The 15707-nt window shown below is 50.5% G+C and carries 12 protein-coding genes; all 12 read right to left on the bottom strand.

Annotated features, from left to right (window positions below; translation table 11 throughout):
* Nucleotides 1–31: 31 nt before the first annotated feature.
* Nucleotides 32–1978 carry an AAA family ATPase gene (locus tag AOA63_RS11405; protein ID WP_053959807.1) on the bottom strand — a complete coding sequence of 649 codons (1947 nt, stop codon included), beginning with the start codon at nt 1976–1978 and terminating at the stop codon, nt 32–34.
* Nucleotides 1979–2019: 41 nt separating this feature from the next.
* Complete coding sequence (locus tag AOA63_RS11400; protein ID WP_053959806.1) at nt 2020–4317, bottom strand: xanthine dehydrogenase family protein molybdopterin-binding subunit; 2298 nt, start codon at nt 4315–4317, stop codon at nt 2020–2022.
* A complete protein-coding gene (locus AOA63_RS11395) occupies nt 4299–4817 on the bottom strand; it encodes a (2Fe-2S)-binding protein (RefSeq protein ID WP_242848322.1) in 519 nt (172 codons plus the stop codon). Before AOA63_RS11395 ends, AOA63_RS11400 begins: the two co-directional genes overlap by 19 nt.
* Nucleotides 4799–5689: an FAD binding domain-containing protein gene (locus AOA63_RS11390; RefSeq protein ID WP_242848321.1), complete on the bottom strand. Its 891-nt coding sequence runs from the start codon at nt 5687–5689 to the stop codon at nt 4799–4801. The genes AOA63_RS11395 and AOA63_RS11390 overlap by 19 nt, the downstream gene beginning before the upstream one ends.
* A 12-nt stretch (nt 5690–5701) precedes the next feature.
* Nucleotides 5702–7318, bottom strand: a complete 1617-nt coding sequence (locus tag AOA63_RS11385; protein WP_053959804.1) for a thiamine pyrophosphate-binding protein — start codon at nt 7316–7318, stop codon at nt 5702–5704.
* Entirely contained in the window at nt 7311–8474 is a 1164-nt protein-coding gene (locus AOA63_RS11380) for a DUF1116 domain-containing protein (protein WP_053959803.1), read from the bottom strand. Before AOA63_RS11380 ends, AOA63_RS11385 begins: the two co-directional genes overlap by 8 nt.
* Nucleotides 8475–8481: 7 nt before the next feature.
* Complete coding sequence (locus tag AOA63_RS11375) at nt 8482–9675, bottom strand: amidohydrolase/deacetylase family metallohydrolase (RefSeq protein WP_053959802.1); 1194 nt, start codon at nt 9673–9675, stop codon at nt 8482–8484.
* Entirely contained in the window at nt 9675–11150 is a 1476-nt protein-coding gene (locus AOA63_RS11370; RefSeq protein WP_053959801.1) for a purine-cytosine permease family protein, read from the bottom strand. The genes AOA63_RS11375 and AOA63_RS11370 overlap by 1 nt, the downstream gene beginning before the upstream one ends.
* Nucleotides 11151–11645: 495 nt before the next feature.
* Nucleotides 11646–12245, bottom strand: a complete 600-nt coding sequence (locus tag AOA63_RS11360) for a hypothetical protein (RefSeq protein WP_053959799.1) — start codon at nt 12243–12245, stop codon at nt 11646–11648.
* Nucleotides 12246–12819: 574 nt separating this feature from the next.
* The gene (locus AOA63_RS11355; RefSeq protein WP_053959798.1) at nt 12820–13545 is read right to left on the bottom strand and encodes a TenA family transcriptional regulator; all 726 of its coding nucleotides are present in this window, start codon (nt 13543–13545) and stop codon (nt 12820–12822) included.
* 30 nt (nt 13546–13575) lie between these two features.
* On the bottom strand, nt 13576–14322 hold the full coding sequence (locus AOA63_RS11350) for a 6-carboxyhexanoate--CoA ligase (protein ID WP_053959797.1): 747 nt from the start codon (nt 14320–14322) through the stop codon (nt 13576–13578).
* An 11-nt stretch (nt 14323–14333) separates the two neighbouring features.
* Nucleotides 14334–15536 (bottom strand): 8-amino-7-oxononanoate synthase, encoded by a 1203-nt coding sequence (gene bioF, locus AOA63_RS11345; RefSeq protein WP_053959796.1) that lies wholly within the window; start codon nt 15534–15536, stop codon nt 14334–14336.
* Between the last annotated feature and the right edge of the window lie 171 nt (nt 15537–15707).

The raw sequence follows: 15707 nt of genomic DNA, 5'->3' as shown, positions 1-15707 counted from the left end.
TTCCCATGACTTGCTCATCAGTCCCTGTCCCCTAAAGCCACATATCCCGGCCTGAAAGCAAGTCAAAAAACTTGTTGATATCCTCTAGGCTTGTCACCGAACAGAACCGTTTTATGCCAACCCAAGACAATCCCCACAGCCCGTAGAGATCAAGAGTTTCTCGATGATTGCCAATCGTTTTGGAAAAGAAGACATCGGTCGGTTTCGGTACATGACAGAGATATAGATGGGGGATTCTTTGAATCCTACGACGTAATGCCCCATAGGTCTTTTCTCCCCGGGTCGGCATCAAATCGCTGACGACAATGACTTCAAGATCCGGGTCCCCATCGGTTAATTGAGCCGCATATTGAAGGGCTAGGGATAAATCGGTACTGCGGCCTTCTTCCAAATGGATTAAATGATCGATGACCTCATCGAGCGTGCGGTAATCCTTCACCCGTTTAATCTCATGCACCTGTTGATCAAAGACGTAAACACCGTAGGCCATTTTGAGCGTATGCGAAAAATAGGCCAAGACACTCGTAATAGCCAAGGCCACGGCCAATTTCTCTCCAGCCATTGATCCCGAATGATCCACCAGCAAGGCAAAATGACGGGTGCCGGGTCTTAATTCACGCATCATCATCGACGAAATCCATTCACGCGCCGGATCTCGGGCCAAATTATCCATTGTGGCCCCAACGTCCAGTTCTCCCAATCGCTTCTTTTGAAAAGGCACGACGTGATGACCTTGATATCGCCGGCCCCAGGACGTTGAAATCGTGGGCGATAACGGCGCATAATGGGACGATCGCAGGCGTTTTAATATGGCTTCATCGATCCATGGCGTCAAGAGTTTATCCGGAGTTCGCTCCTCGTGCTGAGTGAGTCCAAAGTGCAAAGACGATGGCAAACGCGGGGATTCAGGTAAAGAAGAACGCCCCCGGCTTCCTCCTGTTCCGGCTTGCCATGCCATGTCAATGCGGGTAGAAGCGGACGGAGATGGCGGAAAGTCTTGGGGCATCTCACAAACCGCTTCCGTTATCTTGCCATTGTTGTCTTCCCCGTGACCCCCCTGAATGGCTCGAATGTCTGGCGCATTCTCAGCCCCAGGAAGCTTTGGCAGAGGGGGAACAGGGCGAAAAGGAGGGGAATCAGGCAAGGGCAGAGCTTGCATGATCTCAAGAATAATGTCTTTCACCGGGCGCCCTGTGGACGGACGTGCGGCCACTTTGCTAGATAGGGCAGCAATCCCGACATCCCAAACAATATCATTCCCATCCCAAGACATCTGTTCTAAGATTTTCAGGAAATCAATAGCTCCCCGCACAGACGATCCATAGAGCAAATCTTGATGTTGTCTGGTCCGCCGAATGACATCCACGCTATAGTCGATCCATGGGGTATCGGCACCGGGCACATGCTGACGGACAATTTCTTGTTCTTCGTCTCGCGTTTGGTAATCCAAATAGATGGTGACAAAGCGGTCAAGCAGTGCCCGTGACAAACGTTCGGTTCCCACGTCATCGAGCGGGTTACTAGCCGCTACCACACCAAAAGATTCTGCTGCCTGAATGCGCCCACGCCGGGGAATATCCAAATAACCATCTGACAAGACGGTGAGCAAAGCATTTAACGTTGAACTTTGAGTCCGGTTTAGCTCTTCAATGTATAAAATGCCGCCTTGTTCCATGGCCAGGGTTAAGGGACCCGGGATAAAATACTCAGGCTTGTAGCCTTCTTTCATCACACCGGCGGGATCATAGGTCCCCACTAGGGCCGTTATTGATAATTGATCATCGCCCGTGACCTGGTACACGCCGCCAAACTGCTTAACATCTGTCACCAGCTTTTGCAATAACGTCGTTTTGGACGTCCCCGGAGCTCCCACCAATAACACCGGACGCTTCGCCATTAACGCGGCCATCATCAATTGTCTTTCTTTATCCCGTCCAATCACGGGATATCCCTTGGGGTTCTCATCAGAACAGGCCATATTCTCCCCCTTCTTTCGCATAATGCCTGTCGTGGGGTGTTTTACATTGAGCTCGTCGAAGAGAGTTCACGCCAAATTTTCTCCGCCGTAATAGGCAAGGAGCGCACGCGTAAACGTGAGCCTAAGGCATCCGCAATCGCATTGGCTATGGCAGGAGCGACAGGTGAAATCGCTGGTTCCCCAATTCCCCTGGCATGAAATGGCCCTTTGCCCTCGTGCGACTCAAGAATAATGGCGGTAATGTCAGGCATTTCCTCAGCTGTTGGCACCATATATTGGCTGAACAAGGTGGTCACACACTGTCCTTCTTGATAGACCACCTCTTCCGACAAGGCATAACCGAGCCCTTGCACGACCCCGCCGTGAATTTGTCCCTCCACACTCAAGGGGTTAATCGCCACCCCGACGTCATGACTGGCGACATAGCGCAAGACTTTCACCATACCGGTGTCTTCATCCACTTCCACCACCGCGCCATGACAACCAAAAGTAAAATCGGGAAAGGTTTTATGCGCCCGGCCCTGGCGGTTGTCATATCCTTCGCCAACTTGGGCATGAAACGTTGTGTGCACACTAAGAGGATAGTGTAAGGCACTGGCGGCTTCATAAATTGCCGGAAGGGATATGCTGAGTCCTGAAGCCGAATGAGCAATCCCGTCTTGCCATTGCCATTGTTGTTCGCCCCATGTCATGGTCAGCACATGGTCGATTTTTTCTTGAAGCTCTAAAGCGGCTTGGACTACCGCATTGCCCGACATATACAGTTGGCGGGTTGCAAATGTTCCCCCGGCTAATGGCGTGAGCGCACTGTCGCCATAATAGGGACGCACATCCTCTAATGGCACGTGAAGAATTTCCGCAGCAATTTGACACAAAGACGCCGCTTGGCCCCCACCAATATCCGGCACACCAATGCGCAGAATCACGCTGCCATCGGACTCGAGATTGAGCCAGCAAGAAGCTTGATCATGAAACCAGACGGTCCGGCCATAAGGCTGCATCGTGCAGGCAATGCCCCGTCCAATGCGTTTGGAGGAATCCGCCGGAACCGGATTTTTTGCAAGCTCGGCTAGCACGTTATCCATGGTCTCATTCAGCCACACCGCCGTATCCTGAATTTCGCCTGTTGCCAACCGGTCGCCTTTGCGGATAAAATGACGCCGCCTCAACTCTACGGCATCGATGCCCAATTCCTGGGCAATCTCCTCCATAATTTGTTCATAACCAAAAGCCATTTGCATCGCACCAAACCCGCGAAAAGCACTGGTTGGCACGTTGTGGGTATACACCGCGTGGGATTTGACATCAACGTGATCAATTCGGTAAGGGCCCGTCGCCACGACCGCCGCGGCAAATAAGACCCGCGGAGATAACATGGCATAAGCTCCCGCATCCCCGATAATATCGACTTTCATGGCCACAAGTTCGCCATGAGGCTTGGCCCATACATCATATGTCATAATAAAGGGATGCCGTTTTGGCCGGGCTGAGAGAGACTCTTGCCGGGACCACACCATTTTGACGGGTTTTTGAGTAATCCACGCTGCAATAGCCAAATACGGTTCTACCGTCATGTCTTCTTTCCCGCCAAATCCGCCGCCCACATAGGGACAAATGACCCGGACCCGATTTTCAGGAAGATTTAACATCCGGGCAATATCCCGGTAATGCTCTAGGACTTGCGTAGCACAGCGTAATGTCACAATCCCGTCGTTATCAACCCATCCTACGCCGGATTCCGGTTCCAAATACAAATGATCAACGAACTGAGTGCGGTACGTTCGCTGAATATGGACTAAGCCCGGTTCGGCTATGACGGCGTCCACATCGCCTTTATGCACATTCCACTCGACAACGGTATTACCGTTGGGATGCACTAAAGGGGCATCCTCTTTTAGCGCCTCCAATGGATCATGCACCGAGGGTAAGACGTCGTAATCGACCCAAATCGCCTCAGCCCCTTTTTCCGCCGCTTCCGGGGTCTTGGCAACGACCAAACAAATAGGTTCGCCCACATACCGCACCTCATCATCCTGAAACACTTTGTGTTGGGCAATCTTTTCACCCAACCCGCTCGGATCATCATAAAACTGATTGACGGGAACATCTTTAGCTTCAATCACCCGCACCACTCCAGCCACCTGGTAAGCGCCACGGCTGTCAATTTTCTTGATTTTGGCATGGGGATACATTGCACGCACCAATTTCGCATAGAGCATGCCCGGCATCACCCAATCCCCACTGTAGAGCACCTGTCCTGCAACCTTCTTGCGAACGTCCTCCCGGATGACCTCTTTGCCAATAACCGATGTCTTTGGGCTTAAGACATAACTGGCCATAATGCCATCACCTCCTCGACGGCATCGACAATATGGTGGTAGCCCGTACACCGGCAAATATGGCCAGACAAAGCTTCGCGGATTTGTTGGCGGGTGAGCTTTTCCCCGCGTTGAATTAAAGCAAAACAACTCGCCAACAAACCCGGGGAACAAAATCCGCATTGAGCGGCTTCATGGGCGGCAAAACGGTCTTGTAACAAGGCCCACAAACCCGATGGGTCCGGAGCCTTTACGGTCATAATGTCCGCATTTTCCACGCTGGCACACAAAGTGAGACACGACGCCATCGCTTTGCCGTCCACCAACACCACGCACGCCCCGCATGCACCTTCTCCACATCCGTATTTGACTTCCGTCACTCCGAGCTGATCGCGCAGCACCGCCAGCAACGTTTCATGTCCTGCAATATGACAAACCACTTGCTCATCATTGACTCGAAACGGCACGTGCATCATATCCCCTCCAACTTGAACGTCCTCATTCATTTCGCTATCAGCCACCGGCTATTAACCCCTTCATCAAAAGCTTGACGTAATGCTCTTGCGACCAATGTTCCTGCCAGATGCCGGCGGTAGGATGCATCCGCCAAGATATCGGAAGGCGGGTCTACCGCAGCTTCAATGGCCCGTTTGACGTCATGGATGAGTGCTAGCGATGGGTATTCGTGACACATGGTCATGGCTATAGCGGGGAAGGTGAGCGGTACGTCTGATACGCCGCTTACAGCAATAGACGTCTTGGCAATACGGTCCTGATCCCACAGCACAGACACTCCGGCCGCGACCAAGGCATAATCACCTGGCCGTCTAGACACTTCAACGAACCCGTAACTTGCCGCCTCGGGTAGGGAAATCTCCACGGCTTCAATCAGTTCATCTGGATCCATTGCGGTCATCATTGGCCCCAACAGGTACTGCTGAAAGGAAATTTTGCGCCGTCCTTTGGAAGACGTCAGAATAACCTGGGCATCTAAAAGGGTCATGACCAAAATCCATTCTGCCAACGGATCGGCATGGGCAATGCTGCCGCCTAAGGTTCCTCTTTGGCGGATACGGGGATGGCCAATATGCGATGCAGCCATGAGAAATAACGGACAACGCCGGCCCAACAGGCTCGAGTGCTGAAGTTCCTCATGAGTTAAAAACGAACCGAGAACCACCTGATCTTGTTCCCATTCAAAAAACTTTAAATGGGGGGCTACCTGCTTGAGATCAATGACTCCTTTTATTTCGGCCACATGCAAATTCAGAAGAGGTATCAAACTTTGTCCACCTGCCAAAAACTTCATACCATCCACTTGAGCCAAACCCAACGCGTCTTCCAGTGTTTCCGGGCGGAAATATTCAAAAGGATAGGGATACAAAGAAATCACCTCAAAAACCCATCAGATTTTTTCATGAACAACCCATACACTGGGTCCTGTTTGACTGATAAATTGCTGCCAAATCTGTGCGAATTCCCAGGGGTTTCCCGGAAGTTCAGATTCGAAAACGGAACAGGATAACCCTGTCAAAAGCGGCTGCCAATGAATTGTGGGCCCGCGGATATCGAGCAAGCTATGAGCTCTGGGATTGTCTGGCAGCTGATCTTTAAGAATTTGGTAGCCGTGGTTATCATAGATTAATATCCGCACCGGTAATTGGTATTGAGCTGCAGTCCATAAGGCATATAGACCGAATAGCGCACTTCCGTCGCCCACAATGGCGATGACCGGCTTTTCCTGGTCAAAACACATCCCCACCGCCGCGCCGATGCCCCAGCCCAGTGAACCTCCGGCCTGGGCATAATAGGTTTTCGGCTCTCGGCGCTGAAGATGGCGCAAAAGCGCATTTTGCGCGGAGATACTTTCATCCACGACAATCATGTCAGGAGAAATCCACGATGCTAAAGTGGACCAAAATTGTTCTCGCTCGTCATTTCTCTCCCCGTTCCCATTTTGGGGACGTTCCAAACCGCCTGAAACCGCGGGCGCTTCATGCGTTAGGTTATCAGGAAGATGTTTCCGGACAGCGGAAATGAACGCGTCTAATGAAGTGAGAACACTCGTGGTGCCCGGAGCATAATGAAAATAGCGCACGTCGCTGTCCACTTGAGTGATTATCGCCTGATCCCACCATGGCAGGTGCTCCTTACCGCGGGTAAAGACGCGAAACATTTCGGTACCTAATCCGATAATGTGACGGTACGGCGACAAGCATTGGCTCAGTTCAGCTTCCGCACGGGGAAGACGTCCCTGATAGCAGGGATCAGCCCAAGGTAAGAAGGTTAGCTGAGTCGCAAAGGGCTCACTAAATACATCGCAATGCCCGTAATGCGCGATCCGAGCAAGATCGGCTAACACCTCGGGATTTTGCACGGCCCTATCTCCAACCACCAGTGCCTTGGGCCAAGGACTAACTAAGAGGGAGAGAAACTCCTCGATAATCTCTTGACTCGGCGGACTCCCGGTCCTCAGCGGGAGAACGGGAGCTTGCCATAACGGGTCGTCATGGATTGCAACGGGTTCGGACAAAATATTCATGGGAAGGATCAAAGCAACCGGTCCTGAAGGTTCCACCTGTAGGCGTGCCCAGGCTTGTCGCAAGGAACGCAGAAGATGATCAGGCTCGGTAATATCCCACACATCGACAACTAAAGGCTTTATCATGTCCTTCAGATCGGCGCCAAGAAAAGGTCGCTCATAACGTAGACGGGTATCTTGCTGACCAATCAATAATAGTAGCGGGCTATGGCTAAAAGCGGCATTGTAAATCATGGCTTCGGCATTGGCTAATCCCGGGGCCGCATGGAGTGACACAACCTGAATAGTGCGGGTAAGCCGGGCTAGTCCATCCGCCATGGCACACACGGCGGTTTCATGAATGCCTAAAACATATTCAATCTTGGACTGCCGCGCTAAGGCCTCAATGAGCGGAAGTTCCGTCGTTCCTGGATTTCCAAAAATCCGGGAAACCCCCTGCCTTCCTAGCCACATCAATAGATAATCGGCATAATTAGCCATAACATTCATCCCGCTTCGATCGGTACCAGGGACTCCCCCCCACGCGTCCTGCCCCTAAAAATCCGCCCTCGATGCCCACGCAGGCTGTATCAAATGCCATATGCGGCAAATCCGAAGGACAGGCGCCGCCCCGCAGGGGCGCCTCATCGCCGGCTAAAACAACCGGAAGGTCTTGAGCACACAAGGGAGACCGAAAAAATTCGGATGGGGAAAGAGGCGGAACATAGCCGATATCTTGCCAAAGTGCGGGCGCATTGTGAATAATCTGCCCACCAAATCCCATCACTTCGCACACAAAACTATCCCCAATAATGGGTAGAAAAGATCGACCAATCGGACGTCCCGGTCTGGCCAACGGGGCGGGAACAAGCTGCCAATGGTCCGGATCATCGTGACACCGATAGCCCCAGGCAAATCCATTGGCGCCGATAGCTATAATCATGTTGGACGGAAACTTCTGCTCCGCCCAGTGCTGGAAATAAATTTGGCTCATCGCCATAACAATGTTCAAAAAGGCGAGTGGATTTCCCCATAAAACCTGAAAGAACATCATTTGATCGGTGAGGCTTAAAGCGCCAAACCGTCCCGATGTCAACAAGGGACGCATTAAGAGATTTTGAAACACAAAGGACGCAGCCACCGAGCGCATATGCAGTTCATCGCCCATATACAGGGCTTGTTGGATAATCGGCCAGAGTTGAATATCGAGTACATGCAAAAGTTCTGTCATCACTGGGGCAAAAACCTGGTTGAGCCAATCTTGGCGGTCTAAGATCGCAGAAGATACCTCACCCATTCGAAGACTAGGACCCGTACCTTCGTTTATCGGAGCATACCCCTTAAAATGGGTAATGGGATCTTCGACAACCCACAACAACATTGATGGTGAAACCCATCCCACTAAAGGCGCTGCGACATGAAAATCTTGCGTAGGAAACACCCGAAGAGAGTGTTTCAACCCCGTATCATCCGGCCAATGTTCCCATGCCATCAAGGCCTTCAGTGTTTTTTGTTGTGCAGGATAAAGGCTATCCAACGAATGCGGTAAGGGGGGACCTGGATGAAGCAGCCAAGGGCACTCATAGGGCACGATATCTTTCGCCTGGATCACCCCCACAAGCCGGGGAGTCAAATCCTGACTCTTAATCACGCGCATTTTCCTTTCACACCTCCGATTCCTCCATGACCTGAACCGGATAGCGAACCCCTTGCCGTATCGTCAATTCTGGCACGAGTCTCTTTGTGGCTGGTACACTGACCCCAAAGCGATCCCGAAACGTGAATGATCCCGTTTCCAAGCGAAATAAGGTCAAATCAGCTTGATATCCCGCCTCAATCCGGCCCACTTCCTGATCTAGCCCTAAAATCTTGGCGGGATGATCGGTGACCATGGCAATCAAATCGTTTAGAGGAAGTCCTAAAGCCAGCAAGTGAGATAACGCGCTGAAAAGGCCATAGGTCGCTTGTAAACTGTGAGGCCGATTAAATAGCGCGTGGACATCGCTACTGACGAGATAAGGCATTACGCCCTGGTCTAAGACTTTTTGAGCGATGGCAAAGGAGAAATGCTCCCCGTAGCCCACATCTAAATACACACCATCTTGAGTAGCTTGTCTCACGGATTCGTGTACCTCACCCGTCGTTTTCACAATGCCCCCTGGATGTCCCGTAAAACAGTGGGTCAGAATATCCCCGGGTTCGAGGTATTCCAAAGCTTGGGGCAAAATGGTATCAGGATCCGGCAACTCGAACCCTTCGGCTGGAATCAGTTTCCCCGTATGAACATAGCAGGGTACGCCCGCATTTTTGGCCGCCTCTTTGGCTTTTTGCAAAACACGAAAACCCCACCGGGCAACTCCGCCCATTTCAGCATGGGTTTTAATCCCTTTAATAATGTGGGGATATTTGGCGATCGTCTCAACCACAGCCCCCACATCCACGGTATCTGGCCCATGTAAGGGCGGTAACATGCTGCCTTTAATCGTGCCAACTGCCCCGATATTTAAATAGGACAACACCCGGGTCGCACTATGTTTCACCATAAATTCGTGGAAGGCGGGAAAAGTTAAATATCCCGCACTTCCTTGATCGACAACTGTCGTCACCCCCGAGCGCACACCGACGTCATCTGGGTAGGTACCGTAATCGGTAAAATAGGCAAAACCATGAACATGAAAATCGATAAAACCGGGACTTAGTAGATAACCTCTGCCATCAATTTCTTCTCTGGCGGTATTCCCCTGTTCGAATGGACCGACATGCTCAATGCGCGTGCCCGTCACACTGACATCTGTTACCATATCAAGGCCATTGGCCGGAGAGAGAACCCGGGCCCCACGGATTACCAAATCCACCATTATGCTTCGCCTTCTTCCTTGATAGCCGCCCACGGTTCAATCGCAACGCGGTGAGTGGCCAGACGGGTCTGGTACCACTGCCAATACAGCACAAATCCCAAAATGGGCCCTACAAACGCACTTAAATCCATGCCTCCTAGCAAGTTTTTCGATACAGGACTCACCCACAACGTCGAATCCACAAACCAAAAGGCCATGAATGCTGACAAGAGAAAAATGATAATGGCCGGCCAGTTGATGCCCCCTTGGAACCAGTAGCGGCTCTGTGGAGTTTCCATGACCAAACTGGGCGCATCATATTCCCCTTTTGCCGCAAAGTAATGCGCCAAAAACATGCCCGTCCACGGACCGATAACCAAGACCGCTAAATCTAAAAAGTTTTGAAAAAACGTCAGGAAGGCGGGAGCCAAAAACAGGGCGTATAACGTAATAGCCACTGCAATCCCACTATCGAGAAGGGCTGAGGCTAACCGGTGGATTTTCGCACCCATGGCTAAAAAGCTCATGGACGAACTGTAAGAGTTGAGATAGTTACCGGTCACAAGACCTGCAATCACCACAAGTAAAAAGGGAATGTCATACCATCCCGGTAAGATTTTGACAATCGCCGTCACCGGATTGGCCGCATAGGCCTGGGAATTCACCAGCGTACCCACAATACTTCCGAGTCCCAACATCACAATGGCCGCAATCCCTGAGCCCAGCCAAGTGTATCCCACCACGGCTTTCGCCGACACGTTTTTGGGAAGATAACGGGAATAGTCGGATCCATAATTGGTCCACGACAGCACCGTGGACATCAAGCCGACCGACAGGCCGAAAATGAAGGTTAGGGTGTTGTTAGCCGCCCAAGGATGCGCCGAGGCCGCGTAATTCCAAGGCACGTGCGGCAACACCACGAAGAATAAGCCAAGAGACAACAAAGCCAGCCCGTATGCCAAAATGCGTTGCATCACCACCACCGTTTGATGGCCTAAAATCGGCACAATATAGGTCAACAAGAGACTGATTACCAGAGCTGCAATCGTCACTCCTACTCCTTGATGCGGGAGTCCAATCAAACCAAACAGTTCCACGAGGGCAAACACCGTGAGGACCGTATTGACCGCTTCCCAACCCACGGTATCAATCCAGCTAAACAAGGCGGGTAGGCGATTGCCTTTAATGCCAAATATCGCCCGCGAAATCGTGAGTGTCGCAGTGCCCGCTTTAGGTCCTGCCAAGCTCATCCACCCTAAAATGACATAAGCCACGGCACAAAAGAGGTCAATCGCTAGCGCTTCCCATAAACTGAGACCCATTTGAATAAAGAGATCGCCGATAACAAATTCCCCAAAGGTGAGGTTTCCCGCAATCCACACCCAAAATAAATCTTTGGGCGATCCGTGGCGCTGATTTTCAGGAATAATATCAATCCCATGGGTTTCAACATGAAACGCCTTATCCTGTTCCACAACCATTTCCTCAACGGCCATTGTTGTCTCTCCTTTCTTCATGTCAAGAATTTGTAATGAACTGACCAAACTTTAAGACTAAAGAAACACAATATTGACATAATGCAAAAATCTTTTGGAGGATTAACCGATAACTTCGAGGAGTTTTGTCGCATTTCACATTGATCATAGCAGATCTCTAACATAAACGATTTGTATTCTGACATAAAAATCGGCGAAAAACTTGTCCTCCCACACGAAAATAAGCCTCAATAGGCCCGCGGTGCTGAAGATAATTGAGAGTTTTTCTCTTGGAAACCCAGGACTCACTCGGATGGTGGTTGCATGTAAACACAAACACGTAAATACAAAGAATACGGCAACCACCATGATTGTCGCCATTATCCTTTTGCGTATGGGGCCTCTAATGAGGAGAGTTGCTCACGATTACAAAATCCTCGCCAAGGGTACGCTAAATAGCTTGTCTCATGCGCATTCGCGTGTCCCAAGGCGAGGAGAAAGATTCTTTGAGCAGATTTAAACCATGTGGACACGTGCGGACCGTCGCCACCATAAAGCGCCTATCCCAAGCGCCAACAACGGCAATCCAGCCGCCCACGGGACCTCTGGCAACTGACCAAAAGGCAATTTTTCGGGTAAAGTAGCCCCACCCAATGCCAGTTCCGGGTTAACCCCTGGCGACTGTGACTGATGTGGCAGCCATTCACTGGCAGTCAAGTTAACACCGCCCAATGATAAATTCCCTAATGGCGTTCCTTGTTTCACATTCAGTGGCACAAACCATGTACCGTAATTCGGTGAACCTGGCGCTACCGACACCGTGAAGTCTGACTGAATGCCGAATCCCGGAGCATTCCCCAAGTCAAATTCCAGCGTATCGGCTGGTGAGCCACTACTCGGCACCACAAGATTCGATACTTTTATAATCAAGCCATCTGTTCCCGCCTTATTTTGATGCAGGCCAACATAATTAATCGTCAAGGACGCCGGCTGCGTGGTCGGCGCACCCGGCAATTGTCCAAGCGGATCGGCTGCAAAGGCTGAACTTCCCAGAAATAGGGCCGAGCCCATTGCAAGTAGGCCACTATTCGTTAACCACCGTAAATATTTTTGCAATTTACACACCTCCTCACATATGACGTCTGGCTCATCATATCGAAGGTTCATTTTAGGCACAGTATCAACGTCTGTCTCACAGGACCTCGCATTAGGATAACGGTCTAAAATGGCAGCAAACCAGGTCACAATGAAACCCCAGGGAAGCCATCGCAGAGCAGATAAACAAATTTGTGCACAGTTTTCGGATAGTGACTAACGGAGACGAACACATGAGTCCGGTTACCAGAACCCTGATCATGTCACGTCATCTCGTCATATTGACAGTAATTCACATGAGAATAAATTGCGTTTGCGTCGTTGACCAGTTCAGTTTTTGTTCGAATTCCTAACAGGCTTGCATTCCCGGTACTGTTGGGGCCTTTGCATACCAGCCTTTATGTGGGATACGAATAATAGCTAATGTCATCGTTCTGGGAAGTGTAGCCCATGGCAACAAACGGAGTTTGGAAGACATCTCCTCCGAATAAATGTCCTGCTATTTGTCATATATTCCCTTACCAACCCCCGGGACTTCCCGGGGGTTTTCTCTCTCTCTGCACTCTCTATTTCGTGATGTTTGCTCGAAGACTAATTAGATCCCGTGCGACAAAGCTTCTTGATAGATACCGTCATACATGCTAGCTTCCGATCCCGCAATATATTGACCAATCTCCAAAATATGTTGATAGGAATCCGCTGGCGTTTCTTTCAGAAGGACCGTGCGACATAGTGCATAATGACGGGGTTCATCATGGCGAGCATGCACCTCCCAAAATGTCGTATTCACCGAAGATTTTTGTTGATACTGAGGGTGACGTAGTCCTTGACCAATCGTTCCCATAATTTGATCAGCAAAAAATTCGGAACCTAATCCCACAGCCGCCATGGCTTCAAGCGGCGTCGCCTTGTAAAAGAAATTGATAAAGTCTTTTACGGCTTGCGAAACACTCGGTCCCATAGATGGCCACTTTTGACGATTGTCATATAGCTTATGCGCCTTTGGATCAACACTTTCTAAAAAGGTGCGATACAAGACGGCATGGGAATGTCCCGGTATTCCCCGTCCCGCTTCATCCCACAAATTATCTGCTAAGGGAATCCACCAATCATCTTCAGGAGCCATAGCGGAGATAGCCGCTCCAAGTATCCGGGGAAAATTCGCACTGTAATGGGCATATTGCCACGCAAAATAGTGCAACGTGTGAGCAGTCCACTCGCCTTGTAGCAGTGTCTTGAAGAACGGTTGTCCTAAAAATCTTTCGTCAATAAACTGTTGCATCGATTTTTCCACGTCTTCTAAGGACAGCAATCTATTCATGTTATCTTCCCCATTTCTCGCCAATTTGATTCAAACCGTGACCCAAATCGGAATTTGCTGAAGCCGTTTGATTAATTCTGCCGTATCCTCGTCTTCTTCCACAAAATAAATGCGTCCCCCTACGTTCACGCCAGCTTCTTTGATTCCTTCGAACCGCCAATAAGTCCCCTTTGTTGCCACAAAACCCGTCGTATAATCCGGATCATCTGACCAGCCTAATTCGGCAATCACCCCGGCCCATAAGGTCTTAGTCGCTAAAATCAAAGCGTCTTGAGTTCGGGGATGAGGAAATCCTTGTTGAACTAAGGCCACATGTAGACGTTCGCGGTCCTCGGGGTGAATGTCTACCCGCAAGGTTCTGACACCCCGGTCCTTGTCGGGCTCTAAACGCCGCCCGCTTCGCTTCGTCAATAAGACAGCTCCCCGCATATTCCCTCCACCTGCGGCTGGCCCCTGGTCTAGGAGAGAAAAAGCATAATCGATGACATCCATTTCAATATGCGCGTCCAGCAAAATTTCTCGTGCTTGGTTTCGTACCCCAGATCTGCTAGACGACGTATGGATCTCGCTTCGAATGCGCAGGACGGGAACCACAGTGATCTCCTGGTCGATCTTCTCAACAGTGATGTATACGTTATGGGGTTCGTAATGCCATGCCCGTTGATACAATGCTTGAAGCGTCATGGAAACGTCTTCTTCAAAGATTAAACGCTCCATTCCCGAAAGATGGCGTCCTTGCCCATCTGTCGCTCGCATTCGAACACTATAAATATTCACGGGGTGTCTCCTCATTTCGTGCCATCAAAGCCGACAAGGTCATCTTTGATGCGGCGAAAGGCTGCTAATGTTCTGGCGATATCCTCCTCATGATGAGCAGCGCTAACGGCTAGCCGCAAGCGACTCGTCCCTGGCGGCACGGTCGGCGGCTTAATAGCTGGCGCATAAATATCTTGGTCCCATAATGCCTGGGCCACCTTCAGCGTCTCCGTATTGGACCCGATGAGCACAGGAACAATGGGTGTCGCAAGGATACCGGATGCAAAGACATGATAGCCCAAATCCTTGAGTCCCTGACGCAGGGACTCAGCCCCGCGTTGGATGTGCTCTCGCCGCCACTCTTCTTCTTGGGCAATATGAATCGCTTCCAAAGCCGCCCCAGCTGCAGCAGGATTGAGACCGGTTGAAAAAATAAAGGCGCGGGCCTTATTCACCAGATAATCGATCAGGGACCGGGGTCCGGCTACAAAACCTCCTTGGGCCGCCACGGCCTTGCTTAATGTTCCAATTTGCCACACGTTATCACTTTGCAGCTGAAAAGCCGCAAGTGTTCCCCGTCCTTTAATCCCCATGACCCCTGTACCGTGTGCATCATCAAGCACGACAACCGCTTCATATTCTTCGGCTAAGTCCAGCAAATCCGGAAGCGGAGCAACATCGCCGTCCATGCTAAATACGCCTTCGGTCACAATAAATCGGCGGTCGGCACCTACCGATGCGGCTAATAACTGTCGCAAATGATCCAGATCATTGTGCCGGTAAATGAATGTTTTCGCCCGACTCAAGCGACATCCGTCAATAATGCTAGCGTGATTAGCGGCATCAGAAAAGATATGGCTTAACTCCGTTGTCACAGCCGCTAACACACTAATATTGACGTGATAGCCACTAGGAAAGACCAAAGCCGCTTCCGTCCCTTTCCACACCGCCAAAGCACGTTCCAACTCGGTAAGAATTTTTGAATTCCCGGTTAACAATCTTGATCCGGTCGATCCCGTGCCATATGTCTTAAGAGCCTGTTGTGCCTGCTCTATCACAGCTGGATGATGTGCTAATCCCAGATAATCATTACTGGCAAAACTTAATATTTTATGATTCGCATTCTGGACAATGCGTCCTGGTGCCGTGCCTTGATTTGAAGGCAGGATCCGCCAATTGTCCTGTTGCCGCAAGCGCTCCTCTTCCTTCGCGATCCACTCTTTCCAATAACTCATGACCTCTTCCCTTCATGGCATGATATCCCTTGAGAATAATACCGTTGAGTCCCCGCTCCCATTTTCGGCACAACCTGTCATACGTTGTAAAAGCCCTCTCATTATAAAACCGGTTAAAACGCCAAGAAAAGGTTTCACTTCGATGCTTAACTTGGTCCCAATCATTCGCAC

It is taken from the genome of Sulfobacillus thermosulfidooxidans (assembly GCF_001280565.1).
In the GTDB taxonomy this organism is placed as follows: Bacteria; Bacillota; Sulfobacillia; order Sulfobacillales; family Sulfobacillaceae; genus Sulfobacillus; species Sulfobacillus thermosulfidooxidans_A.
Note: the sequence above shows the minus strand (reverse complement) of the source record. Positions and strands in the feature narration are given on the sequence as shown.

What these genes read in the sequence shown, in the direction of transcription:
- AOA63_RS11405 (WP_053959807.1), bottom strand. Translation starts at nt 1,978, where the DNA reads ATGGCCTGTTCTGATGAGAACCCCAAGGGATATCCCGTGATTGGACGG.
- AOA63_RS11400 (WP_053959806.1), bottom strand. Translation starts at nt 4,317, where the DNA reads ATGGCCAGTTATGTCTTAAGCCCAAAGACATCGGTTATTGGCAAAGAG.
- AOA63_RS11385 (WP_053959804.1), bottom strand. Translation starts at nt 7,318, where the DNA reads ATGGCTAATTATGCCGATTATCTATTGATGTGGCTAGGAAGGCAGGGG.
- AOA63_RS11380 (WP_053959803.1), bottom strand. Translation starts at nt 8,474, where the DNA reads ATGCGCGTGATTAAGAGTCAGGATTTGACTCCCCGGCTTGTGGGGGTG.
- AOA63_RS11375 (WP_053959802.1), bottom strand. Translation starts at nt 9,675, where the DNA reads ATGGTGGATTTGGTAATCCGTGGGGCCCGGGTTCTCTCTCCGGCCAAT.
- AOA63_RS11370 (WP_053959801.1), bottom strand. Translation starts at nt 11,150, where the DNA reads ATGGCCGTTGAGGAAATGGTTGTGGAACAGGATAAGGCGTTTCATGTT.
- AOA63_RS11355 (WP_053959798.1), bottom strand. Translation starts at nt 13,545, where the DNA reads ATGAATAGATTGCTGTCCTTAGAAGACGTGGAAAAATCGATGCAACAG.
- bioF (WP_053959796.1), bottom strand. Translation starts at nt 15,536, where the DNA reads ATGAGTTATTGGAAAGAGTGGATCGCGAAGGAAGAGGAGCGCTTGCGG.